The following is a 25,924-nucleotide window of genomic DNA, read 5'->3' on the forward strand; positions in this document are numbered from 1 at the left end:
CTTATATACGCATCAAGAAGAAAAAGTGGCCAAATAACAAGTGCGTGAGGTGGCCAAGTATTCATGCGCGCGCTGGCCAAATCAAAATGCGCGGGGTGGCCAAATGGGATGCGTGCCTACATAGGGTTAACTGTTTGAACTTTTTCATAAATAATTTTCCTCTTTTTTGGCGAAAAAAGGATAACTTATTTTCAGTTAACCCCTTCTTATCGCTTCTTCAAGAAAATTGCATTTATGATTTGAACTTAGGACTTTATACCAAAGGGATGAGTGTAAGAGATATACAGCATCACCTTGATGATCTGTATGGCTATCAGCTTTCAGAGCAGACAATCTCAAATATCACAAGTACAATTATTGAAAAAGTAAAAGAGTGGCAAAATCGTCCACTTGAGCCAATCTATCCAATTATCTTTATGGATGCAACTGTACTTAAAATCAGAGTAGATAGAGTTGTAAAAAATATTGCTGCATATATTATGCTTGGCATCACACTTGATGGTAAAAAAGAGATTCTTGGTATTTGGATAGGAGAAAATGAAACATCAAAATATTGGCTTACACTTCTCAATGAACTTAAAAATCGTGGGGTTGATGATGTTCTTATTTTTGCTATTGATGGTCTCAATGGATTTAATCAGGCGATAGAGGCTGTCTATCCAAAAGCAGAAATTCAACGCTGTATAGTTCACCAGATTAGAGGCCCCTTACGCTATGTCTCTTGGAAAGACAGAAAAGCTGTCGCAACTGATCTAAAAACAGTTTATATGGCACCTACTGAAGAAGATGCCCAAAGTGCACTGATGGAATTTAATGACATATGGGGTAAAAAATATCCTCATATTACCCAATCATGGACAAACAACTGGAATGAGCTTGCTACTTTTTTTAAATATCCAAAACCGATACAGACGCTTATTTATACAACAAACCCCATAGAATCGCTTAATTCCAGCATCAAAAGACGCACAAAATCAAAAGGAGCTTTTCCTACGATTGATGCTGCTTTTAAGGTGCTTTATTTATCTACTCAGGAGGTACAGGAAAAATGGAATCGTAACGGTCTTAGAAATTGGAGTGAAATTTATCCCCAACTTTGTATATTTTTCAGCGAAATTATGGAAAAATATACAAGATAGTTAAATAGGCTGGAGGTGATTTACACAGTTTATTTTACAGGCTCAAAACTAATGAATTATAATGAACGATTTAAAATCAAAAGAAGAACTATTGGCCTCTCTATTTGATTATGCTGATATAAGTGCTCTTGGAGTGTTTTTGATCTCTTTTATGTAGGTTCTTCCTAGTTGTATCTCTTCTTTTTTGGCTATTTTATATAAATGGTTAATTATTTTCATGGCAAGTTTGCCATCTGTGGGATATGTGATATTATTCTTTTGAATTGTTGTATCAACTATGACTGCTTTCTCCTCTTTGGCATCACTGTGCAGATTGACGTTCATAGAAAAAATAAGTTTCATTTCCTCTATAGCTATTCGTTTACGAAAGTAGACCAAATCTGTACTATGGCAGGGCTCTGTTGTTTGTAACTCACCAAAGCCACAGAAGTGTTAGAAGTAAGGGATTTGTTTCCACTGGATAACTATCTCTTCGTCACTAGGATTTTTTAACCTTATTGATCGAAATTTTATCTACAAAGTGCTTTTATCCCTAAATTCAGGGTGCTTTTGGTTTTTCATGGGTGACAATATAATTAGAAGTTAGATATTAATTTTAATTTTTTTAATGATGTAATTAATAAAGTATGCATTACAACTTAAGAAGAGTGTAAAATAATTTCATAGGACTCTAAAAGTTCTTGAAATTTTTTTGTATGAAGTTGAATAAGCTTTTTATCATCATTTGCTATTTTGTCTGGATGCCATCTCTTTGCTAATTTTTTAAACTGTTTTTTAATACTTGCTATATCATCGGTTGGTGTCATTTGCAAAGTTATGTAAGCATCTGTTAGGGGGGAAATTAGTTCTTCTTGTTTTTGTCTTTCCTTTGTTTGGTCAAAAAATTCATTCATTTTTTGCTTATCATATATATGTTGATGTGGTACATCTATTATCTCACTGGAGGCTAAAAAGAGTTTTAGCCTCTCTTTTTCCTCAACATCATTAAAAGTGATTTGTAAGTATGTTGGGAGTATTGTCATTTCTGTTTGTAAAAAAGTTTTAACCTGTAAGGCAATTTGACTGTTTTGCGGTGTGATACTTAGGTGAATAGTTTCATTATCTACAATTTTATATTTAATTGTATGTATAATTTTTTTTGGAAGAACTATTTTTATCGTTTTATAGTATCTTTTTAAGAGAGACTCTTTAAGTTCTGGTAGAGGCTTATTCTTTTTTGTATAGAGAGAGTAAAGCCACTTTAGTAAAAATGTACGATGATAGAGGTCTGTTGTTGATGCTGGTATATGGATGGTATTGTCATCTATTTTGCGTGAAGAAAAATGTGTACTTATGTAGTGTTGAATATAATCTATACTTATAGATTTTGAGTTGATCTTAATGACAGTTTCGTGAGCACCAAATAGTATCTGCATAAAAATAAACAGCATATTATGTTCCATCTCTATAAGATAAAATACAAAAAATTGAATATCATTAAAAAAAATGATAAAATAAGTCTTACTAAATAGAAATGGATAATATAGTTGAAGATGTATAGTATAGATGAGTTGTTGTCAAAAACAAAAAAAATGACAATATTGTATGCAGAAGATGACCTTGCAATGAGGGAGAGTACTGCTGCCTTGTTTGATAATTTTTTCTCATATGTTTATGTTGCAAGTGATGGAAGAGAGGCTCTGGAACTTTATCAAAAACATTATGAAGAAATAGGTCTTGTTGTTTCTGATATATTAATGCCTCATATGGATGGCATAGAATTAACAAAAGCTATTTTGTCCTGTAACAAAGAGCAAAAAATCATTATTGTATCTGCTTATAATGAGCCCAACTATTTCATTGAATTGATTAATACGGGTGGAGTTATAGGTTTTTTAAAAAAACCATTGCAACGTAATGAATTACTTGATGTATTGATGAATGCCTGTTTGTATCTTGGGGATACTTCTGTAAATGTCTTACAGATTAAAGATGGATGGATATGGGATAATAAATCCAAAACGCTTTTTAAAGACAATGCAGAGGTTCATTTAAGCACTAATGAAAAAAAACTTTTGGAACTTTTTTTATATTATCCGGATAATATTTTTTCTGCTATTGACTTGCATACCCATCTTTTTGAAGATACCAAAGAGTTTTCTATTGATTCTATCAAAGGCTCTATTAAGCGATTAAGAAAAAAACTGCCACTCTATGTAATTAAAACTCATAAAGATATAGGTTATTCATTTACGCTAAAGTAATTTTGACACTTTTGTGACACCTCCAAACGATATAATTTTTCCAGTAAAAATTTTTTGAGGATATTTTATGGAAATAGAGATGAAACATGATGCATTGATAGTTTCAAAAACAGATACAAAAGGAAGAATTACCTATGGTAACTCCTACTTTATCAAAATATCTGGTTATTCGGAAAAAGAGCTGCTTAATGCTCCACACAATATATTACGCCATCCTGATATGCCCCGTGCAATTTTCAAGCTTTTATGGGATCGTATTCAAGCAAAAAAACATATCAATGCTTATGTGAAAAATAAGACAAAAAATGGGGATTATTACTGGGTCTTTGCCAATGTAACAGCTTCGTTGGATAATCATGGAAATATTACGGGTTATTATTCTGTGAGACGAGCTCCATCGCACAAGGGTATAGAGATAATACAAAGACTCTACAGAGAGATGCTTCAGGCTGAGATGAGCGGAGGAATGGATGCATCATTAAAACTTTTAGAAAAAAAACTACAACAAGAGGGAGTGAACTATGATGAATTTCTTATCAATCTTCAAAAATAAAAAGAAAAAAACCGACGAAGCACTCCTTGATCAAATCAACGGTGTGATGGCTGATGCAGCTAATGGAAATTTGGAAAAGAGAGTCGTCAATATTCCTGAAGATTCACAATACTTTGATATGGCTTGGAATTACAATAATCTGCTAGACCAAGTTGAAGCATTTATGCGTGACAGTGAAACTGCTATCGAACTTGCCAATGAAGGGGACAGCAGTATTGTTATTTTTGAAGATGGTTATAAGGGGATTTTTGCTCGTTCTGTTGAACCTATTAATAGATCACTTGAAGGTATAAAAGCAGGTATTCGTATGCAAACTCAGGGAAATCTTTCAAGAAAATTTAATGAAATTGGAGGAGGTAGTGTTGGTGGTGTATTGCAGATTAAGGAAGATATCGAGTTTGGTAATGACATATCAAAAAGAATTTTAAAAACTTCTCAAGAAACTAGCGAGGCATCCAAAGAGAGTATCCACTCTATAGAAGCTGTGCAGAATAATTTCGAAAAGCTTGATGAAAGTATTACAGATACTGTCAAAGGGATAGACGCTTTAAATCAGCAATCATTAGAAATTACTACAGTCGTAGAGTTGATTCAAGATATTGCAGAACAGACAAATCTTCTTGCATTAAATGCCGCCATAGAAGCCGCTCGCGCAGGAGAACACGGACGAGGTTTTGCGGTAGTTGCCGATGAAGTACGAAAATTAGCTGAACGGACACAAAAAGCTACTACAGAGATATCTATGACGATTTCTACGTTAAAACAAGAGACAGTTGAGATAGCCGAAGAGTCTGAAACTATGTATAGTCTGGCAAAAGAGTCCCAAAAACATTTAAAAAGCCTCTATGCAACACTGCAAGATTTTAATACTACTGCGCAGGAAACAGCCAATGATGCTCATTATATCAATAATATTTTTCTGATTTCAGTGGCTAAAATAGATCATATAGTTTTTAAGTCAAATGCGTATTCAACTCTTTTGAGTCAAAACAGTTTCAAAACTTTATCAGATCATTTAACTTGTCGATTTGGAAAATGGTATTTGAATGAGGGTAGAGAGCAGTTTGGAAAAACAAAAGTATATCAAAGGATTGATACTGCTCATAAAACGGTACATGATGCTGCAATAGGCAACATGCGTTTTGTTGCTGACAAAACAGCATTGGCACCAGAAAATACAGAAGAGATTATTAAAAACTTTACTATCATGGAAAATGCGAGTAAAGAGCTTTTTGATCTTTTAGGTTCTATGATACAGGAGTAAAGCGTGACATTGCAGAAAATAAAAGAGTATGCCAAGGGACTGCATCTGTTATATGTTGAAGATGATGTGAAGGCTCGTACAACTACCTTAGAGATGCTTAAAAATCTTTTTGGACATATTACTGTGGCAACAAATGGGGAAGAGGGGCTTGAAAAATTCCAAAAAGAAAAATTCCATATTGTTATAACAGATATTAATATGCCAGAGATGAATGGAATCGAAATGATAGGAAAAATTCGTCAGAAAGATTCGAAGATACCTATTTTTATCTTATCGGCACATAACGATACATCTTATATTTTAGATGCTATTGAATTGGGTGTTGATGGGTTTATACTCAAACCTTTAAAGTATAAACAATTTCTTGATGCTTTAAAAAAAGCACTTGAGAAAATTCATTTAGAGATGATTGCACAGAATTATCGTAAAGATCTTGAAAAAGAGATAGAAAAACAGACAAAGGAGATAAAACACAAACTCTACTTTGATGACTTAACAGGCTTGTTAAATCGTTACTCTTTTTTTGAAGATTTAAAAGAGATAGCAGTTCCTATTATTTTTATGATAGATATCAATGGATTCAAGACCATTAATGAAATTTATGGAACAGAGACAGGTTCTTTTGTACTCAAAGAGTTTGCAAACTTTTTAAAAAAATTTGCTGCTGAAGAGAATTATAAGATCTACAGAGTATCAGCTGATGAGTTTGTGGTTTTAGATGATTGCAGTCATATTGATTTTGAAAAGTATGAATTACTTCTAAAAAAATTTTTTAAAGAGTTTGAAGATTTTAGGGTTGTTACTGACAATGATACTATTTCTTTTGAAGTAACCATAGGGATTTCAACCTCACAATACAATCCTTATGAGTGTGCAACAATAGCATTAGAATATGCAAAAAAACATAAAAAACCATACACCATGTACTCAAATGCAATTGACAGTCGTTCTTTGAAACAAGATGCTATAGTATGGAAAAATAAAATCAAACAAGCTATTTACAATAATGATGTAGTCACAGTTTATCAATGTATTGTAAATCAAAATCAGAAGGTTGTAAAACATGAGGCATTAATGCGACTTCGTGATGAAGACGGAGGTCTTGTTACTCCTTACCATTTTTTAGACATTTCCATAAAAACAGGACTTTATCATCAGCTCTCATCTTATGTAATATTTGAGAGCTTGAGAAAAATAGAGAAATCAAGAGAAACAATCAGTCTTAATTTTACATATAATGATATTAAAAATACACTTTTTATAGAGGAGATTGAAAATTATATAAAACAAAGTTCAGATATTGGATCATTGATCGTTATGGAGATTACAGAGAGCCAAAGTATGGAAAATTTTGATGAAATTAGGCTCTTTATTCAACGTTTTAGGAAATATGGTGTAAAATTCGCCATAGATGATTTTGGCAGTGGTTTTTCAAACTTTGAAAATATTTTGGAGATTGCACCTGATTATATAAAACTTGACGGTTCTCTTGTGAAAAATGTTGATAAAGATATGAAATCTCGCATATTGGTAGAAGCTATAGTGAGTTTTTCACATAAGCTTAACATAAAAGTCATTGCGGAGTTTGTGCATTCTCAAAAAGTTTTTGAAATTTTAAAATCTTTTGATATTGATGAATATCAGGGATTTTACTTTTGTGAACCAAATGAAAAATTAATTAAGGAAAAAAGTAATGGATAAAAAAATGGCTATAAGTAAAAAGCAAATTGGACTTGAAACTTCGATGGTTGCAAATAAACTAACGGATCAATGTGTTTATGTGAGTCTGTTTGGCTTGTTGGATTCAGCGCGTATAGAAGATATCTCAAAAAAAATAACAAAAATCAGCGAATCTGAGAAAATTGTATGTGTGATACTAGATATGATTAATGTAGATGCCATAGATACAGCAGTTGCCGGTTATATAAGTAGGCTTGGGAGTATTCTGAAACTCATGGGAATCAAACCTATTTTATGTGGAATCAAACCGGAACTTGCAGAGACTATGGTGAAAACTGATATACAATTTTCCGGAATGGAGATTATTAAAAATTTACAAGAGGCACTGCTTTTTAATTTCAAGATTACAGGATATGAACTCAAAAAATTAGAAAACTAGTTTTATAATGCCTCTTGAATTTTATATAATAGATGATACAGAAGCATATAGATGTGCACGGTATATAAAAGAGATAGCTGAAGATTTTGGTTTTTCAAAATTTGATGCAGGAATGTTTTCTCTTGCTGTGACGGAGATTCTTATAAACAGTATTCGCTACGCAAAGGACGTAAAGGTAATTTGTCAATACACTCAGAACAAGAAGGGACTCGAAGTTAAGATCGAAGACAAGGGAGAGGGCATAAAAGATTTAGCACACTCTTTAGAAGATGGTATATCTTCACTCAAAGATAGCTTGGGGATAGGGTTAGGTGCGGCAAAAAGATCTGCAGATGAGTTTTTAATTCAAAAAAGTGATGCCAGCGGAACTTCTATTATCCTTAGAAAATATATTGACTCTATTTTATACGAATATACACCGATTTCGGTAAAAAAAGAACACAAAGAGTTTAACGGTGATGCATACTTTATAAAACATTATGACGGAGATAAAAGTCTCTTTGCAATAATTGAAGGTAAGGGCAAAGAACTTCGGGCATACAAGTCTGCACAGAGTGTTAAAGGATTTCTTTTAGAATATTACAGATTGCCTCTAGATGAGATAGTAGCAAAGCTAAAACTTATGTTTCTCAATGATGAGACTATTGAAGATGCGACGATTGTACTCTTGCGTTTTTATCCTGCTGGTATTGAATATCTTATTTTAGGAGATGGTTTTATATTATCTTCTCCTCGTGTGAAATTTCATGCCTATCATAGAGCTTCTTGTTTGCAATTGCCAAAAAAAATTCAGGTACATAGCCATTTATTAGAGAATGGGTTTTGCATTATTATGGCAAGTGACGGAATAGATAAAAATATTGCAGTAGAGAAAAGTTTTAAAAATTTCTCAACCCTTGAAATTGCTACAGATATTTTTAACAGTTACAATGTTGATGATGACTCAACGCTTATAGTTATTAAAAAAGGAGAAGAGTAATGCAACAATCTAACCAGTCCCTTGCGCTGCACCAGTATTTGAGTGGAATTATTACGAATATTCCCTATGGAGTACTTACAATATCCAAAAATCTTGAAATAAGTATGATTAATAGTAATATGTTGGATATTTTAGAGGTAAAAAAGAAAGATCTCAATGAGTATTTGGACAATAATTATGAAAAACTTTTTGTTGCTCTTCCTGAAATTATTGATATATATCAGAAGAAATTTATTTTGGAAAATCAGTTGGAATTAGATATTGAAAAGTTTCCATATAAAAATAAAATGCTTGATATAAAGATAAGAGCTATGGTGGAAGGCACTCTCGTGATAATTGAAGATATTACGCAGAGGATTAATCAGCAAAACAGACTCGAAGAGTTAAATAAAACACTGGAAAATAGGATTCAAAAAGAGGTTGAGAAAAATAGGTATCAAGATCAGCAGATGCAACAACAATCACGCTTAGCACAAATGGGAGAGATGATATCTATGATTGCACACCAATGGAGACAACCCTTGGGTGCTATTGCTAGCACAGCAGCAAATTTATCTATGAAGGTAGAATTAGAATATTATGATTTAGACCAAAAAAGTTCTCAAGAGGAGTGTCAGAATTATTTTTTGGAACAGTTTAGAATTATTGAAGATCTTGTTCAAAATTTAACAAATACAATCGATGATTTTAGAAATTTTTATAAACCAAATAAAAAATCTATCTTCTGTACCTATGAAACAGTTGTTGAAAAGTCGTTAAATATTATTTTAGCTTCGCTTAGAAATGATAATATTCAAATAGATTATGACTATAGAAGTTTAGAAAAAATACAAATGTATGACAGTGAAATTATGCAGGTGATTTTAAATATATTAAAAAACGCACAAGATAATTTTCGAGAACATAGTATTGAGAATCCTCGTATTACGATATCAACGAAAAATAAAACACTTTCTATCTGTGATAATGGGGGAGGGATCCCTCAAAATATCATGAAAAAGATTTTTGATCCTTATTTCTCCACAAAAAGTGAAAAAAATGGAACAGGTCTCGGACTTTATATGTCAAAAATAATTGTTGAAGAGCATCATAATGGAAAATTCATCGCCAAAAATACAGATGATGGTGTCTGTTTCATGATAGATTTGCGGGGGGGGGCTTAAATGACCTATAAAGAGCTAAAAGAATACACAAAAGATTTAAAGTTGTTGTATGTAGAAGATGATGTTGCTATGCAAAAAACTTCAAGTGAGCTATTTAAAAATTTTTTTGGATCTATTGAGATAGCTAATGATGGACTTGAGGGTTTGAATATGTACAGAGCCAACAAGTATGATCTTATTATTACCGATATAGCGATGCCAAAAATGGATGGTATTGAGCTTATTAAAAATATTCGACTTGATGATCCACTCATTCCTATTATCGCTTATAGTGCATGGAACGACCCCTCTTTGATGACTGCATGTATATCATTAAATATTGATGCATATTTGATAAAACCTTTGCACTCCAAGAATTTTGTTGAAGCAGTTCAAAAAATTGTTTTTAAAATTCAGAGCATCAAACCGCACGCCAACGATTATTCCATGATTGATTTACATAAACAGGAACTCAGAAAAAAATATGAATATGATAAATTAACAGGACTTAGAAGTCATATTGCACTACTTGAGAAGATTGAGAATTTGAAAAATTTTGAAATACCGGTAATTATTTTAATCAATATTGATGAATTTCACATTTATAATGAAATTTATGGTTTAACTATTGGTGATGAAATTTTGAAGAAATTTGTAGTGTTGCTTCAAAATTTTATAAAAGAAACAAATTTTGAAATCTATCGTATGGGTGGGGATGAATTTATTCTGTTTGAAGTTTCTACAATGATTGACCCTGATGAGTATGTTCAAAAGATTGAGGCTCTTATTCATTATATAGAAATAAATCCTATTGTTATTCCTGTTATTAAAGAGGCAATTTTGCTTTCAATAACTGTAGGGATATCATTTGATAAGGAAAATAGTTATGGTAAAGCAGATATGGCAGTTCAAGAGGCCAGAAAACAGGGCCGACAATATTTGGGTTATAACAGCGAGGCAGATAGAAGAGAGGCGTTACAAAAAAATCTATATTGGCGAGAGGAGATAAATAAAGCACTTGAAGAGAAAAGAGTTCATGCTTTTTATCAGCCAATCGTGAATAAAAATCAAGAGATTATAAAATATGAAGCACTTATCAGATTAAAACAGTATGATGTAGATGGTTCTATTAAATTAATAGCTCCTCATATGTTTTTAGATTTTTCAAAAATCTCAAGGCAGTATATTGGACTAACGACTGTTATGATTCAAGAAGCATTTCATACAATGATTGAAAAAAATTTACATATCTCAATTAACTTGACATTTCATGATATTGAAAATCGTGAAATAAATAGATTATTGCGCGAAAATATCCATAGACACCATTTGGCAACAAAAACAAACTTTGATATCAGTTCACAGGTTATTTTTGAATTATTGGAACATCCGAAGCGTGATTATGATCTTTTTGTTGATTTTATTAATGAGTATAAACGTTTAGGAGTACTTATCACTATTGATAATTTTGGTTTAGGATTTTCGGATATGTCTAAAATTGTTTCTTTGGCTCCACATTATGTGAAATTAGATTCAAGCCTGATTAAAAATATAGACAGTGACAAACATGCTTATTCATTAGTGAAAGCAATTGTGAAATTTACTCAAGAGCTGGGTATAAAAACAATAGCAGAACATGTGTCCAGTAGAGAGATCTATGAAACAGTAAAAGAACTCGGTATAGATGAATTTCAGGGGTATTATTTTGGGGAGCCATCTGAAGAGATAATGTTGAAATTACAATGATGACTTTAGATATAATTTCTCAATATTTCTCTGTGCTGCTATAATTTTTTGAATGATACTTAAAAAATACCCTTTTCCTTCGAAAAGTTTTTTTCCACTTAGTCGTAGCGCTGCAACCTTAAAGGGATGGATACAGTAGAGTTGCTTCTGCATAGAAGGTTTGAAATTCATGTAGAGCTCTTTTCCTGCATAAAATTTTTCATAAGGGATAAGAAGGTCGTTTTGGTTACAAAACCTTACAAACTCTTCACTTTTTTTCATAACATCATCTTGTTTCTGTAAAAAATCTTCTGTAACAAAATCATTGAAGATTGCTGGATTTATTTTTTTATCTTCTATAAACTTCATACCACTCTCTTGGGATTCTACAATATGCGGGCATGTAGTAGAGTAGTAGATACTACTGCTTTGATGGCTAAAGGGGTAACTTCTACAGGCATAAGGACGTTTTTCATAAACACTGCAGAGATCATTTTGAAGGTATGGGCAGTGTTCACCCTCTTTCTCTCCATAGTAAAAGAAGTAAACCAAAGAAATTTTGTGATTTTGAATCATAAAAAACAGAGAAAAAAGTTCGGTAACTTTTTCTATATCATAGAGTGAAGCATAAATAAGATTACTCTGACAACACCTTGCCCCGCAACTACTGCAGTCCATAAAAGAGAGTGGAGAGTTTTGTTTGATGATTTTTCTAGACATCTCTTACCTTAAAAAATGATAATTATTAGTCCAAAAAAATAAACCAATATATTAAATTTGTTAGAAACTATAACATAAATAGTGGACTTTTATCACAAATAACAAATATTTCATCATAATAAAAATTATTTAGATGAATTTAAGATTAAATTAAAACAGGGGGGGGTATTATTTAGGAATATTATTAATTGTGGAGTTATAATGGGAAAGATTCTTATAGTGGATGATTCAAGTCTTATTCGATCTGTGGCGTCAGATGCAACTGTAGAGGCTGGGCACGAACCGGTTGTTGCTGAAAATGGAGAGGAGGGGTTGGATGTATTATCGCAGCAGAAGATAGATCTGATATTTTCTGATGTTAATATGCCGGTTATGGGTGGCCTTGAAATGGTTGCAAAGATTAAAGAGAATGAAGCGTACAAATATATACCTATCATAATGCTTACAACTGAGTCAAATCCTGAACTTAAAGCAAAAGGACAGGCACTTGGTGTCAAAGCATGGATGCTCAAGCCTTTTAACAAAAAGAAATTTTTTATGGCTGTTAAAAAGCTTTTGGCATAGTTGGTTAAAATGAAAATAGAACAAGATGAACTGAGTATTTATGAGGTGGAGAATCTTCATAAAGCAATCTTGGCAGAGTTTGAGCAGGAGAATATCATTGTCGATATGACAAATGTAAATAAAGTAGATATGAGTGTAATTCAGCTCTTTTTATCAGCACAGAAAAGCACTCTTGAAGAATCTAAATCTTTTGAACTTATCAATCTTTCCCAAGAAGTGAAAGAAATTATTCAAAATGCAGGGTGCGCTCCTTTACTTTTAATAGGAGAAAGTGATGAATGAGGAGTTGGAATTATTTGTCGAAGATGTTGACGAACAACTCACTTTTATGGAAAATGCACTCATTCATATGCAGGAAAATGGAGCAGATGAAGAGAGTATAGGAGCACTCTTTCGTGCTATGCATACCATCAAAGGAACAGCTGGTATGTTTGGCTTTGATGATGTTGTTGGTTTTGCACATATTGCAGAAAATCTGCTTAGTGATGTAAGAGATGGAAAAGTTAAGCTAAGTGAAGAGATGATAGACATCTTTTTACAGGCGAAAGATCACACCCAAACACTTGTAGATCTAGCTGTAAACAATGAACCGCTAGATGAGGATACACGGGCAAAAAACAATGAACTTTTGGAAATACTTAAATCCATGTTGCCAGGAGCCAAAAAAGCAAAACCCTCATTACAAGCAGAGCAAATTAAACAAGATGAGACAGAGGATATAAATGACTCAAGTCAGAGACTTTGGCACATCTCCATACGGCTCAAGCCTCACTTTTTCTCCAGTGGAATGGACATCATCAATATTCTTAGTTTTTTTGAGATGCTCGGAGAGATCAAAAAACTTCTGCTTATTGATACAAAAATACCACATATCAAAGAATTAAATCCTACAGAGGCATATGTAGGCTATGAAGTGTTGTTTTTAACAGATGCTCCTTATGAGGAGATAGAGGAGATTTTTGAGTTTGTTCTTGATGATGTGGAGTTAGAGATATTTTTGGCAGATGACGTTAGCAGAATAGAAGCTTTGTGCGCAAAAGAGGAGGGACTGCGAGAGGAGTTGGTATTTGCCGGTTTTGATATGGCTACAAGAGTAGGCACGGTGGCTTCTAAAAAAACAACGACACAAGTAGCCCCTGAAATGCCTCAGGAGGATAGTTTAAAAGAATCTGCAAATGCAATAAAAAAAGATGAAACTCCAAAAGAACAAACAAGCACGCAAGAAGAGAAAAAAACACTCAAAAAACCCCAGAGCAAAAGCTTTTCTCTACGTGTTGATTCGAGTAAAATAGACCAACTTATAAACCAAATATCAGAGATGGTCATAGCCAACGCAAAGGTCTCTCAAAGAGCTGATATGCTTGATGATACAGAGTTAAGTGAATCAGCAACGATTTTAAGTGATATGCTTGAAGAGATACGAACAGGTGTGATGAACATTCGTATGGTTCAAGTTGGCGATAGTTTTAACAAATTTAAACGAATTGTTAACGATGTAGCCAAAAAAGTTGACAAAGAGATAGATTTTGAGATTATTGGTGGTGAGACAGAACTTGACAAGATGGTGGTTGAGAAGATTTCAGACCCGCTTATGCATATGTTGAGAAATTCCATAGACCATGGAGTAGAGAAGCCGCAGGAGAGAAAGGCACTTGGCAAAAGTCCTAAAGGACAAGTGACGTTAAAAACTTATCCTGATGCAGGGACTATTGTTATAGAGATTAGTGATGATGGACGAGGTTTGCCAAAAGAGAAGATTTTGGCAAAAGCAATTGCAAATGGTTTAGTGAGTGAAAATAGTAATCTAAGTGATAAAGAGATTTACAATCTTATTTTTGAAGCCGGACTTTCAACAGCTGAAGAGGTTTCAGATATCTCAGGTCGTGGTGTCGGAATGGATGTTGTAAAGAGTAACATAGAGGCACTGCGAGGAACGGTTGAGATAGATTCAAAACCGGGTGAGGGGAGTCTTTTTACTATACGACTACCACTTACACTTGCCATTATTGATGGCTTTTTAATTCAATCGGGCAATACGAAGTACATTATTCCACTTGAGATGATTCAAGAATGTATAGAACTGGATAATCATTATAAAAAAGAGATGGGAGAAAATGAGTTTATAAATCTTCGTGACTCTATGTTACCACTTTTGGATGTGCGAACCTATTTTCATGAAGAGAAGTCCCAAAGTCAAAGAGAAAATATAGTAGTTGTTCGTTATGGCGAGTATAAGATAGGGATGATGGTTGACGAGCTTTTTGGAGAGTTCCAAACAGTTATCAAGCCTCTTGGTGAAGTCTTTAGTAATGTTCCCGGCATTAGTGGCGGGACCATACTCGGTAGTGGTGAGATAGCGCTTATCTTCGATATTCCAAAACTTATGGAACATAAAATAAAAGAGATAAAATAAAACAAAAGGATAACAAATGGCAGAAAAAAACTTAGAAAAAGAGTGTAAAAAACTAAAAAAAGAGAACAAGCAGTTAAAGGCGGATTATCAGCAACTTGTAGATGAGATAGCTGCACTCAGAGAGAGTATAGTAGAGCTCAGTGATGGTAATTTTCAAGTAGAAATACCACAAACAAGTGGTGAGTTAGAAGATGTCGCAAAATCGACACAGCTTTTACAGCAAAATCTGAAAAATCTCATTATAGATTCCAATATGATGAATGAAGAGGGAGAGAAAGGGAACCTTGATGCTCAGATAGATGTCAATAAATACAGAGGTGATTTTAATGAGATTACATCAGGTATTAACGGATTTGCAACAGTTGTAAGAGATACATTCTTAGATATCAATGACAAGCTAGATAGACTCAGTGGTGGAGACTTTAAAGCAAAAATAGATAAAGATTATAACGGTGCGTTTAATGTAAGTAAAGAGGCAGTCAACCAATTAGCAGACCTGCTTAACAATCTCATCATAGATTCCAATATGATGAATGAAGAGGGAGAGAAAGGAAATCTTGATGCGCAGATAGATGTCAATAAATATCGTGGAGACTTTAATGAGATTACAAATGGTATCAATGGCTTTGCAACCGTTGTAAGAGATGCATTTTTAGATACAAATAGCATGCTAGATAGATTAAGTAGCGGTGATTTAAGTGCTAGAATTACCAATGATTACCAAGGTGCATTTGATGTAGCTAAAAATGCTGCTAATGGGATAGCTCAAACACTGCAGGAACTTTTTAAAGAGGCTGGAGATGTACTTGAGAAGATGAGCAATGGAGATATGACATCAAGAATCGAGAAAGATTTTGTAGGTGATTTTACAATGATAAAAACAGCGACAAACTCTGTAGCAGATAAACTGCAGAATATTGTGGGTAATATCAACGGTGGGGTAACAGAGATAGCTTCAGCATCAACACAGCTTAGCTCTACATCACAATCTCTCTCACAAGGTGCAACCGAGCAGGCAAGCTCTCTTGAGGAGACAAGTGCGGCACTTGAAGAGATGAGTGGCAGTGTTGCTGAGAGTGCAAAAAATGCCCAAAAAACAAATGACTTGGCAGAAGAGGCTTCTTCTATGGCTATAGATGGTGGTGAGGCAGTAACAAAAACAGTCGAAGCGATGCAGACTATTAGTGAAAAGATCTCTATTATTGAAGATATTGTGTACCAAACAAATCTTTTAGCACTCAATGCTGCCATAGAAGCTGCTCGTGCGGGTGAGCATGGAAAAGGGTTTGCCGTTGTTGCCGCAGAGGTGAGAAAACTTGCAAAAAGAAGCCAAGTAGCAGCACAAGAGATAAGCACCATCACAACAGATAGTGTAAAAATATCTGAAAAAGCAGGTGAGCTTATCAGCAGTGTTGTTCCAAAAATCCAAGAGACAGCAGAGCTTATCAAAGATATAGCAAATGCAGCAAAAGAGCAAGATATCGGACTAGGACAGATCAATACCGCTATGACTCAGCTAGATCAGGTAACACAGACAAATGCGGCATCTTCTCAAGAGGTGGCAAGTGCCAGTGAAGAGCTCAACGGCCAAGCAAACAATCTTGCGCAATTGATGAGCTTCTTTAAAGTAGCACAGAGTGATATGTTTGGCTCTCCTGCTCCTTTGGCAGCACCACAGCCACAAAATAGAGCCGTAGCACAAGTACCACAAAGCTCGCAGGATGGTGGTTTAGACCTTCGTGATTTTGATAGATATTAAGAGCTTAAGATGAATGCAAAAACGCAAGAGTTAGAAATAGAGAACTCAAGTGCTGAGAATCAGTATCTACTTTTTTTGGTAGGTGGAGTGCTTTATGGCATAGAGGCACTTAAAGCCCAGGAGATAGTGGAGTATAATTCACTGACAAAAGTTCCTATGATGCAGAGTTTTGTAAAAGGTGTGACAAATATACGGGGGAATATTGTTCCTGTTATCGATTTGCTTGATAGATTTGGACTTGGTCAGACAAGTATAGCAGATAAAACTTCCATAGTTGTTATTAACTATGCTAAAGATGAAGCAGTTATGCCTCTTGGAATTATCATCGATGAGGTGTATGAAGTTGATAGCATTGATGCCAATAATCTTAAAAAAGCCCCAGAGTTCGGTTCAAAGATAGATCCCAAATATATTCTTCATATGGGAAAATATGAAAATGAGTACATCGCCATTTTAAATACAAATGCTATTTTAAATGTCAATGAACTTTCACAACTAGCACACTAAAAGAGAAGATATGCAAGAGTATGATGAAGAGATAGAGATAGACAATATAATGGATGAAGATGATGAGTTAGACCTTATAGCATTAGTAAGTGCAAATGCAAATGATACAAGTCAATATCTTGTCTTTGAAGGAAGTGACAGGCAATTTTATGCAAAAAATGTCTCTAAGATTGAGGAGCTATTAGTTTATAAAGATATTGATATTGCTCGCACTAATGCAGAGGGGCTTATCATTGGTACTGCAGATATTCGTGGGAATATGACAACCATTATAAACTTCGATCAGTGGTTTGGTAATGAGGTGTTAGATGATAGCGAATATGAACTTATCATATTGGCTCACTATGGAGGACACAGGCTCGGGATTGTTGTAAAAAGAGTAGAATATATTGTCAATATTCCACCAGAAACCATGACAGATAATTCTGAAAATGATGAAAAAACTTCTTTTATTACGCGGGTAAATATAGGACAAAAGTCTCAAATGTGTATGATATTTGACAGTGACAAGATGCTACTGGATGTTTTTAAAACAATAGATACCCAAGCGATGGAAGATACACAAAAAATTGATAAGGTACAAAATGACAAACTTGTACTTTTTGCTGATGACAGCCGTTTTATACGAAAAATGGCAGAGTCTCTTTTTACTAAAATGGGATTGAAATATAGAATGTATGAAAATGGGCAGCTTTTACTTGAAGATCTGCAATACATTGCACCTGAAGAGATTTCTCTTTTTATAACAGATTTGGAGATGCCGGTACTTGGTGGAAGAGATGTGATAGATACGATTCGCAGAGAGAAAAAATATGATGGTATCAATATTATAGTGCATACGAATATGTCTAACGACAATATGGCAGATTCACTACTTGAAGCTGGTGCACAAGATATTATTGGTAAAGTCAATATGTTGGCACTTAGCGAAGCTATGCAAAAATTGATGGTGTAGATATGGCAATACTTTTAAGTGATAATGAGTTTATTACTGTACAAAAATTGATCTTTAGAGAAGTTGGAATAGATTTGCAATCTTCTAAAAAACTTTTGGTGCAAAGTAGACTTTTAAAGCGACTTTTGCATTATGGTTTTGATAATTATCTTGATTATATCCGTCTTGTACAGATTAATGTGACAGAACGCATAGAGATGATAAATCTTATAACCACGAATGAGACCTATTTTTTTCGAGAGATAGATCATTTTGAGTATCTGCAAAAGGAGATTATTCCAAAACATCCCTTTAAAACAAAGTTCCGATTTTGGAGTGCTGCTGCATCTGTTGGTGCAGAAGCTTATTCTGTAGCGATGCTGTTAGACAAGACAATGGCTAGAAGTGATTGGGAGATAGTTGGGACTGACATCAACACAGATGTTATTAAAAAAGCCCGTATTGGACTCTATCCTGAAAAGTGGGCAGATAAAATCCCCATAGAACTTAAAAAAGAGTATTGTTTAAGGGGACGGGGTCGTCATGAGGGACAGTTTCTTATGGATAGAGCTTTAGTTGAAAATATGGACTTTAGAGTAGGCAATCTAATGAAGTACAATGGAGAAGTAGGTAGGTTTGATGTGATATGGCTAAGAAATGTGCTTATTTACTTTGATGATGATACAAAACAGATGGTCGTGGACAATGTGTTACGGAATCTTAAGGTCGGTGGCTATTTTTTTATCTCTTTAACGGAAAATCTAAATATGCTCAATACTGCAAATTTAGAGAGTGTTGCTACTTCTGTATATAGGAAGATAAAATGATAGCAGAGAAACTAAAAATTGCTGTGATATCCAGCAAAGGTGGTGTTGGAAAGAGCACTATCTCTATGCAACTTATTTTGCCTTATATATTTGAGAAAAATGGCAATCAAATTGTGAGTCATTATGAGTTTGATGACGAAAACAATGATAGTTCAAGCTATGGTGCGAGCAGTTTAAGTAAAAGAAAACAGGTCAGTGTTGCTTCCCCTTTACTTCGAGAAGAGTTAGCTGAGATTTTTGCGAAAGATGAATCTCTTTGCTTAGATATTGGTGCAAATAAAACAACAATGACACTCATTGAAGCACTAAGTGAAAGTGGAATGATACACTTCTTGGATTTGGTTGTTATTCCTATGCTTGATGGTGAACAAGATGCTGTGAATGCAAGTTTTATATATAGTGTTTTAAAAGGAAACAATCCAGATTTAAAATTTGTATTTGCTTTAAACAGGGTAAAAAGTGTTGAGTATGTAAAACATCAGTTTGAAAATTACTTTGGTGATGTTCGGGGTATATTTAAGAATATAAATGCGGTTGTTGATAATCTTTTTGAGGAAGATAAAGACAATTATCTTCTTATGTTGGATGATGAGATTATAAAATACAGCCGAAGATTTGGTTTAACGATCTATGAGATGTCACAACAAGATCGGGATTTTATAGGTGCTTTGAAAAATTCTCTTTCTCAAGCATCAAAAGAGGAAGAGATAAAGCTTTTGAGTTTTAAAAATTATATATCGAAAAGTACCCAAAGTTATTACAAGGATGTACTTAGCGCTGCATTTAGAAAGATGGATGAGATTTTAGAAGGGGAGAATAATGAGTAGAGATTATAGTAACTATTTACAGTTTTTAGCATTGGAACATAATATTTTATATGTTGGTAGAGATTCGCAAGAGATATACGATGAGATATCTACATACTTTGCATCGGCATCAAAAGTGGATGTAAACGAAGAGATACTCCAGAAGATAAATACAATTTTAACCAAGAGACATATTAATGTTGTTATTTTTGATGTTAAAGATAATAATCCTTTGATAGTTAATTTTTTTCAGGCTGTTAAAAAATTTGATGATGAAATCATGACGCTGCTCATGTTTGAACCAAAAGAGTATGCTAAATTGTTCGAGATGATGGGATTTGTTGACATGAGCATTACTTATCCAGTTGAAAAAAGTATATTTGAGAAAAAACTTTTTACACTTCTAAGTCGTTCTTATGCGCTTAATTCCATAGGAAGAAGAGAAATTATTCTCAAGCAAGAGGGGGTGAGAGAAGATGCTATAGATAAGTTTTTTGATACCTATGAGGGAAGTGCGCTCTTTTTAGCAGATGATCTGATGGAAATTGTTAAAGATCTTAATGACGGGAACCTTTCCCATCAATTTTTCATTAATATTGCACGAAGAGTTGATGAAGTGGCAGATATTTTCTCCAAAGCAAAGGATACAGAGTCTGTAAGCCCTATTTATGAGGATTTGGCAGCTTATTTAAGAAATTTGGATCTTGAAGCTATATCGCCACAAAACCTCTCTGGATTTACTTACCTTTCAGAGATACTCAGTGATGTAAGTATCTATTTGATGGATATGTTTGTCGATAGAATATTTAAAGATGTGTATGTATTTGAACACTCTTTGAAAAACAATATAGATTTTATGCAGAATGTTTTAAAGGGAAAAAGTGAAGATGAAGATGAGAGTGAATTGGAGTTTTTTTAAATGATAAAAGTTTTTGTAATAGATGACTCTGCACTTGTGCGAAATGAGTTTAAAAAGATTTTTTCACCTATTAATGATATAGAAATTATAGGAAGTGCTCCAAATCCTGTGGATGCTTTTGAAGTCTTTAGACGCACGGGATTACCCGATGTTTTTATACTAGACATTGAGATGCCTAAGATGGATGGATTGACATTTTTAGAGATGATAGGAAAGCAAAAGCCAATTCCTACTATCATATGCTCGACTCTTGTAACAAGAGGAAGCTCTTCTGCCATAGATGCTATGCGTATGGGTGCAGTAGATATTGTTCTCAAGCCTACTTCAAATATAAATGAGTTTTTCGGGAATAAAAGAGAAGAATTTGTCTCAAAGGTGAGAATTGCCGCTAAATCGCATGCTACTTACATTCAAAATATCAGAAGAACAAGTGAGAGTAAAATACTTAGTGAAAAACAGGTATCAAGTAGTGTAAAAGCTGCAAGCTCTCTACCACCTTCTAAAAAAATCATAGCAATTGGTGCTTCAACAGGTGGTGTCCAAATACTTGAACAGCTATTGATGCAACTTGAGCCAAATCATCCTCCAATAGTTATAACACAACATATGCCTGCGGGTTTTACTGCTTCCTTTGCTGATAGGCTCAATCAGATTTTACCTGTATCTCATGTAAAAGAGGCTACTGAGGATGATGTACTTATGCATGGACGTATATTGATAGCTCCAGGAGATCTGCATATGGAAGTTCAAAAGAAAGGCTTTCAATACAAAGTTGTGCTTAAAAACTACCCTAAAGTAAATTCACATAAACCAAGTGTAAATGTTCTCTTCCGTTCGATGGCAAAGGAGGCAGGTATTTTCGGTGTAGGTTTTTTACTTACAGGAATGGGGGATGATGGTGCTACAGGACTTTTAGAGATGAAAAATGCAGGTGCTGCAACCTATGTCCAAGAAGAAAAAAGCTGCATCGTATATGGGATGCCTAAAAAGGCTTTAGAAATTGGCGCGGCAAAAGCATCACTCTCACTTGCTGAGATGGCAAATATAATAAATACAGTGAGGTAATATGAAAACAATAATCAAACTAACTAATGAGTATGCTTCCAATCTTAATGCTTTGTTTTTTAATTTTGATAGTGAATTGGCATCTTATTATGACATGTTTGATTTTATTTTTAGAGATTGTTTGTTGTCAAATGATAAAGAGATTGCAAAATATGAATATTCTAAAATTATAGATATCGTTTTTATAAAAATGAACAATCATCCAAAATTTGAAGACCTTGAAGATCTTCGAACTTTTATTCAATCTCTAAGGAAAGAGAATGAACTGCTTCCGGTATACCTCATTAAAGATAATATAACTGACTTGAAAATACTTGAAATAATTGATGAATGTTATTGTTTAGACGGCTTATTGCCAATCCCATTTGATAGAAACAAAGTCTATAGATTTTTATATAGAATTTTAAAGAGATTAATTATTGCAAAAGAGATAAATGCCTATGTAGAAGATTTAGAAATGCAAGTTTTTTCTATACCTGTCAATACAGTAGAAAAAAAAGAGGTTACACAATCATTACAGAGTAAAAAAAGAGATAAAACACGAGAAGCAGATATTCGTTTTTCACAAACAGATAAAATTTCTGCAGCTGATTTCATGAGTTTTCTTGATGATAACATTATAGATAAAGTTGAAAATATGGAAGTAGAACTCGATGCTCTTATTGGGATTGTATATAGACTTGAAGAGGCCAACTCTTCAATGAGCCTTTCAATAGTAAGAGAAAGTATAGTCCCTATTATTGAAGAAGTGTGCCGTCTAGTAGAATCTATAGGATACTTTGCTGTAGCGGCACGAGCTTTTGGCGAGTTGAATAAATTTTTATTGTCATTGAGTGAAAATGCATTTGAAAATGAACCTGCTAAAAAACTTTTTATTACAATGTTCCTTTCTGTTATCAGCGACTTGGAAAAATGGCTACAGGTGATATTTATAGATCATGCAACAGAAGATATACACTACCTTGATGCCTCTTTTTCATCTAATATACTTGAAATCGAACAAGTTTTTGCTGAGCAAAATGAAGAATATGATGATGAGGATGATTTGGAGTTCTTTTAAGGATATGATATGACAGCATATAAAATATTAATAGTTGAAGATTCAAAATTAGTAAGTAGAATATTAGAAAAAAAATTTACTCACTATGGGTATAAATGTCACATTAGTAAAAGTTTTCAAGAGGCTGAAAAGATACTTCACAGTGAAGTATTCGACTTTATCATCCTTGATCTGAATTTGCCAGATATGTATGGTGAAGAGCTTGTACAGCTTACAATGAAGCTCTCTGATGCAAAAATTTTTGTTCTTACTGTTGAAAAAGATTTAGAACTACGAGAGGCACTTTATAAAAATGGGATTCTTGATTATTTGATTAAGGATAAATATTTTGATACAGCAGTGGTAAGTATGCATAAAACCATGCAAAGCATCGATGATAACCATGATATAACTATACTCTCGGTTGATGATTCGCGCTTCATGCGGGATCAAATTAGTAAAATACTTCATACAAGAAATTACAATGTAATCACTGCAAAAGATGCAAAAGAGACCTTTAAATTTTTAGCAAAAAACAGTATAAATGTCATAGTTTTAGATATGGAACTGCCAGATAGACATGGAATTGAAGTCTTAAGAGAGTTAAAAGCTCGCCCTGAATATGAACATATTCCTGTTATTATACTTTCAGGAAGTTCAAATCAAGAGATGGTTCGAGAGTGCTTAAAAATAGGTTCTTTTGATTTTATACGCAAACCCTTTAATATTGAAGAGTTTGTACTTAAAGTAGATATGGCAGTGCTTTTAAACAAAAAAGATTTAGCATTAAAACACGCTAAAGACAATGTTGAACACGAATTGCATGAAACAAGTTTTCTTGCTAAAGAGTATCAAGATGCTATCAATAAAAGCAATATTTTGTCGCATACTGATACTAAGCACCGTATTACTGGTATTAATGAGAAATTTTGTGAAATTTCCGGTTTTAAGGAAGATGAAATTTTAGGACAAACACACTTGGCTCTTTCTAATGATATAGCTTTATTTCAAGGACAATATAATCAGATTATAACAACGGTAGAAAGTGGAAAAGTTTGGGTTGGGAAAATTACACGAAAAAATAGACAAGGAGAATTGTTCTATACAGAAACGACAGTGATGCCTATCTATGATACCAATCGTAAAATTATTGAATATCTATGGATGAGTTCTGATATTACAAAAATTATGCAGTTTCATTATGAGATAGAAGATACGCAAAAAGAGATGATTTATAAGATGGGTGAGATTGCAGAGAGCCGTTCTCAAGAGACAGGCAATCATATCAAAAGAGTGGCTGAATGTTGTAAAAAATTAGCCATTTTAGCTGGACTTAGTGAAGATGAAGCTTATATACTCTACTATGCCTCTCCTATGCATGATATAGGTAAAGTGGCAATTTCAGATGATATACTTAAAAAGCCATCAAAATTGAACAGTGATGAGTGGGAGATTATGAAAACACACTCTGAAGTAGGATATTGTCTTTTTAAGGATTCTAAACGACCAATACTCCAAGCTGCTTCCATTGTAGCATATATGCATCATGAAAAATGGGATGGAAGTGGATATCCGCAAGGTTTAAAAGGTGAAGATATTCATATATATGGAAGGATAGTTGCTATTGCCGATGTTTTTGATGCTCTCTCAAGCGAGAGAGTCTATAAAAAAGCATGGGATCTAGAAGATGTAAAAAAATATTTTATAGACAATGCTGGTACACATTTTGATCCACACCTTGCAAATCTATTTTTAGATAATTTTGATGCTTTTGTACAGATACGAGATATGTATAAGGATATAATATAATGAATGCTTATGTTGAATATGCACAAATAATTAATGACATGCCGCAAGAAAGAGATCTCAATAAAGAGATTAAACGGGTAGATAATTCGGGAAAAATAATATGGGTGAAGTCCACTATAATGCCACTTCTTGATAAGGATGCCAAAGAGATAGCAGAAGTTGTAGTACAGTGTGACATTACGATGAAAAAGGAGCTTGAGACATTAGCTGTAACAGATGGTTTGACAAAGCTTTATAATAGAAGATTTTTTAATGAAGTGATAGAAAGAGAGATTAAACGAGCGCAAAGAGATCAATCCTCTTTGTCGTTTTTGATGTTAGATATTGATTATTTTAAGCAGTACAATGATTCTTATGGACATTGCATGGGCGATGAAGTTTTAATAAAAATTTCAAATACTATACTTGAGTCAATCAGAAGACCTGGAGACTATGCATTTCGGCTTGGTGGTGAAGAATTCGGTGTACTTTTTAGTGGATGTAATGTTTCTGATTCACTATTGATTGCAGAAAAAATTCGTAAAAATATTGAAGATCTTAATATTGAACATAGCAATTCAAAAATTTCTAACAAGATAACTGTTTCAATCGGCTTACTAACAGTTGATTTTTCACAAGAATCTGTTGATGAGCAAGGGTTTTATACTATGACGGATGATGCACTTTACCAAGCAAAAAGAGACGGAAGAAATAGAGTTGTTGTTTATAAAAATGATGAAGTTTCATTTTTTTAGAAGATGAAGGATAATAGTAAATGATAACTATATTTAAAGGTGAGAATCTATTTCAGCTGCAAGTGCAACTTCTGTAAGGTTGTTTTATGAGAGAACCTAATGCTTCATCTTTACCACTAATACTTTTACCTACTTTAATATCACGAGCAAATTACTCTACATCTATTTCTATATTCATTTCTGTGTCCTCGTATTTGTTGTTTTACCCGATTGACACAGATTTTTGAACGGTTTCGATTAGTTCCAAGAAATTCTACATTTGTAAATGTCGCTTTTTTAAAATTACAATTAGAGAGAATAGCACCTTTGAAGTTTATGTTATAAAATTTTCTCTCAGTAAAAACTGCTTTATAACATAGTGCTTTAGAGTAAAATTTATTTTTTATATTTTTATATGATTTTTTGTAAAAAATATTTAGCCGAGATAAATTTTGTTTTTTAGGTAACATAGCTTTACTTTTTTACTTACCCTCGAGTTCAAACCACCACCCAATAACATCTAAATGCTTTTGAGCAGACTCGTAGAACCATTTTTCAAGAGCTTCATACTCAAGTCCCATCCCATTTTTACTCTCAAACTGCTCTTCATACTCCTCTTGAGAGTCAAAGCCTTCTAAAATAGCCACTATAGAGTATCTTGCACCTATATTGTCATTTGGGTTTG

At 33.6% G+C, this 25,924-nt stretch carries 26 protein-coding genes; 22 read left to right on the top strand and 4 right to left on the bottom strand.

Annotated features, from left to right (window positions below; all coding sequences use genetic code 11):
- Positions 1 to 86: 86 nt before the first annotated feature.
- Entirely contained in the window at positions 87 to 1,139 is a 1,053-nt protein-coding gene (locus MNY27_RS09550) for an IS256 family transposase (protein ID WP_346392237.1), read from the top strand.
- Positions 1,140 to 1,247: 108 nt separating this feature from the next.
- Here the strand turns inward: MNY27_RS09550 and MNY27_RS09555 are convergent, their stop codons facing one another.
- Complete coding sequence (locus MNY27_RS09555) at positions 1,248 to 1,481, bottom strand: hypothetical protein (RefSeq protein WP_346392212.1); 234 nt, start codon at positions 1,479 to 1,481, stop codon at positions 1,248 to 1,250.
- A gap of 296 nt (positions 1,482 to 1,777) precedes the next feature.
- Positions 1,778 to 2,554 carry a J domain-containing protein gene (locus MNY27_RS09560; protein ID WP_346392213.1) on the bottom strand — a complete coding sequence of 259 codons (777 nt, stop codon included), beginning with the start codon at positions 2,552 to 2,554 and terminating at the stop codon, positions 1,778 to 1,780.
- 117 nt (positions 2,555 to 2,671) lie between these two features.
- Between MNY27_RS09560 and MNY27_RS09565 the strand changes: the two genes are divergently transcribed.
- From MNY27_RS09565 to MNY27_RS09600, 8 genes are all read left to right on the top strand, one after another.
- Positions 2,672 to 3,382 carry a response regulator transcription factor gene (locus tag MNY27_RS09565; protein ID WP_346392214.1) on the top strand — a complete coding sequence of 237 codons (711 nt, stop codon included), beginning with the start codon at positions 2,672 to 2,674 and terminating at the stop codon, positions 3,380 to 3,382.
- Positions 3,383 to 3,449: 67 nt separating this feature from the next.
- Positions 3,450 to 3,935: a PAS domain-containing protein gene (locus MNY27_RS09570; protein ID WP_346392215.1), complete on the top strand. Its 486-nt coding sequence runs from the start codon at positions 3,450 to 3,452 to the stop codon at positions 3,933 to 3,935.
- Positions 3,904 to 5,199, top strand: coding sequence for a methyl-accepting chemotaxis protein (locus tag MNY27_RS09575; protein ID WP_346392216.1), 1,296 nt, complete (start codon positions 3,904 to 3,906; stop codon positions 5,197 to 5,199). Before MNY27_RS09570 ends, MNY27_RS09575 begins: the two co-directional genes overlap by 32 nt.
- A gap of 3 nt (positions 5,200 to 5,202) precedes the next feature.
- Positions 5,203 to 6,900 (top strand): EAL domain-containing protein, encoded by a 1,698-nt coding sequence (locus tag MNY27_RS09580; RefSeq protein WP_346392217.1) that lies wholly within the window; start codon positions 5,203 to 5,205, stop codon positions 6,898 to 6,900.
- A complete protein-coding gene (locus MNY27_RS09585) occupies positions 6,893 to 7,318 on the top strand; it encodes an STAS domain-containing protein (protein ID WP_346392218.1) in 426 nt (141 codons plus the stop codon). Before MNY27_RS09580 ends, MNY27_RS09585 begins: the two co-directional genes overlap by 8 nt.
- A gap of 7 nt (positions 7,319 to 7,325) precedes the next feature.
- Positions 7,326 to 8,297 carry an ATP-binding protein gene (locus MNY27_RS09590; RefSeq protein WP_346392219.1) on the top strand — a complete coding sequence of 324 codons (972 nt, stop codon included), beginning with the start codon at positions 7,326 to 7,328 and terminating at the stop codon, positions 8,295 to 8,297.
- Positions 8,297 to 9,460, top strand: coding sequence for a HAMP domain-containing sensor histidine kinase (locus MNY27_RS09595; protein ID WP_346392220.1), 1,164 nt, complete (start codon positions 8,297 to 8,299; stop codon positions 9,458 to 9,460). Before MNY27_RS09590 ends, MNY27_RS09595 begins: the two co-directional genes overlap by 1 nt.
- Positions 9,461 to 11,185: an EAL domain-containing protein gene (locus MNY27_RS09600; RefSeq protein WP_346392221.1), complete on the top strand. Its 1,725-nt coding sequence runs from the start codon at positions 9,461 to 9,463 to the stop codon at positions 11,183 to 11,185.
- Here MNY27_RS09600 and MNY27_RS09605 read toward each other — a convergent pair.
- Complete coding sequence (locus MNY27_RS09605) at positions 11,177 to 11,884, bottom strand: YkgJ family cysteine cluster protein (RefSeq protein WP_346392222.1); 708 nt, start codon at positions 11,882 to 11,884, stop codon at positions 11,177 to 11,179. The two genes, MNY27_RS09600 and MNY27_RS09605, sit on opposite strands and share 9 nt — an antisense overlap.
- A gap of 201 nt (positions 11,885 to 12,085) precedes the next feature.
- On the opposite strand from MNY27_RS09605, the gene MNY27_RS09610 reads away from it, so the two are divergent.
- Genes MNY27_RS09610 through MNY27_RS09670 form a run of 13 tightly spaced genes read left to right on the top strand, consistent with a single transcriptional unit; the run spans position 12,086 to position 25,260 of the window.
- Positions 12,086 to 12,448: a response regulator gene (locus MNY27_RS09610; protein WP_346392223.1), complete on the top strand. Its 363-nt coding sequence runs from the start codon at positions 12,086 to 12,088 to the stop codon at positions 12,446 to 12,448.
- A 9-nt stretch (positions 12,449 to 12,457) separates the two neighbouring features.
- The gene (locus MNY27_RS09615; protein WP_346392224.1) at positions 12,458 to 12,730 is read left to right on the top strand and encodes an STAS domain-containing protein; all 273 of its coding nucleotides are present in this window, start codon (positions 12,458 to 12,460) and stop codon (positions 12,728 to 12,730) included.
- The gene (locus tag MNY27_RS09620; RefSeq protein WP_346392225.1) at positions 12,723 to 14,861 is read left to right on the top strand and encodes a chemotaxis protein CheA; all 2,139 of its coding nucleotides are present in this window, start codon (positions 12,723 to 12,725) and stop codon (positions 14,859 to 14,861) included. Before MNY27_RS09615 ends, MNY27_RS09620 begins: the two co-directional genes overlap by 8 nt.
- 16 nt (positions 14,862 to 14,877) lie before the next feature.
- Positions 14,878 to 16,620, top strand: coding sequence for a methyl-accepting chemotaxis protein (locus tag MNY27_RS09625; protein WP_346392226.1), 1,743 nt, complete (start codon positions 14,878 to 14,880; stop codon positions 16,618 to 16,620).
- 9 nt (positions 16,621 to 16,629) lie between these two features.
- Entirely contained in the window at positions 16,630 to 17,127 is a 498-nt protein-coding gene (locus tag MNY27_RS09630) for a chemotaxis protein CheW (RefSeq protein WP_346392227.1), read from the top strand.
- A gap of 10 nt (positions 17,128 to 17,137) precedes the next feature.
- Positions 17,138 to 18,082 carry a chemotaxis protein CheW gene (locus MNY27_RS09635; protein ID WP_346392228.1) on the top strand — a complete coding sequence of 315 codons (945 nt, stop codon included), beginning with the start codon at positions 17,138 to 17,140 and terminating at the stop codon, positions 18,080 to 18,082.
- A 2-nt stretch (positions 18,083 to 18,084) separates the two neighbouring features.
- On the top strand, positions 18,085 to 18,888 hold the full coding sequence (locus tag MNY27_RS09640; protein WP_346392229.1) for a protein-glutamate O-methyltransferase CheR: 804 nt from the start codon (positions 18,085 to 18,087) through the stop codon (positions 18,886 to 18,888).
- The gene (locus MNY27_RS09645; protein ID WP_346392230.1) at positions 18,885 to 19,715 is read left to right on the top strand and encodes a ParA family protein; all 831 of its coding nucleotides are present in this window, start codon (positions 18,885 to 18,887) and stop codon (positions 19,713 to 19,715) included. The genes MNY27_RS09640 and MNY27_RS09645 overlap by 4 nt, the downstream gene beginning before the upstream one ends.
- Positions 19,708 to 20,613, top strand: a complete 906-nt coding sequence (locus MNY27_RS09650) for a hypothetical protein (protein WP_346392231.1) — start codon at positions 19,708 to 19,710, stop codon at positions 20,611 to 20,613. Before MNY27_RS09645 ends, MNY27_RS09650 begins: the two co-directional genes overlap by 8 nt.
- The gene (cheB, locus tag MNY27_RS09655; protein ID WP_346392232.1) at positions 20,614 to 21,678 is read left to right on the top strand and encodes a chemotaxis-specific protein-glutamate methyltransferase CheB; all 1,065 of its coding nucleotides are present in this window, start codon (positions 20,614 to 20,616) and stop codon (positions 21,676 to 21,678) included.
- 1 nt (position 21,679) lies between these two features.
- Positions 21,680 to 22,738 (top strand): hypothetical protein, encoded by a 1,059-nt coding sequence (locus MNY27_RS09660; RefSeq protein ID WP_346392233.1) that lies wholly within the window; start codon positions 21,680 to 21,682, stop codon positions 22,736 to 22,738.
- A gap of 9 nt (positions 22,739 to 22,747) precedes the next feature.
- Positions 22,748 to 24,526, top strand: coding sequence for a response regulator (locus tag MNY27_RS09665; RefSeq protein WP_346392234.1), 1,779 nt, complete (start codon positions 22,748 to 22,750; stop codon positions 24,524 to 24,526).
- Positions 24,526 to 25,260 carry a GGDEF domain-containing protein gene (locus MNY27_RS09670; RefSeq protein WP_346392235.1) on the top strand — a complete coding sequence of 245 codons (735 nt, stop codon included), beginning with the start codon at positions 24,526 to 24,528 and terminating at the stop codon, positions 25,258 to 25,260. The genes MNY27_RS09665 and MNY27_RS09670 overlap by 1 nt, the downstream gene beginning before the upstream one ends.
- Positions 25,261 to 25,721: 461 nt before the next feature.
- On the opposite strand, the gene MNY27_RS09675 is transcribed toward MNY27_RS09670, so the two are convergent.
- The coding region (locus tag MNY27_RS09675) for a hypothetical protein (protein WP_346392236.1) at positions 25,722 to 25,924 on the bottom strand (203 nt) is incomplete at its 5' end.

It is taken from the genome of Sulfurimonas sp. NWX79 (assembly GCF_039667035.1).
Classification (GTDB): domain Bacteria; phylum Campylobacterota; class Campylobacteria; order Campylobacterales; family Sulfurimonadaceae; genus Sulfurimonas; species Sulfurimonas indica.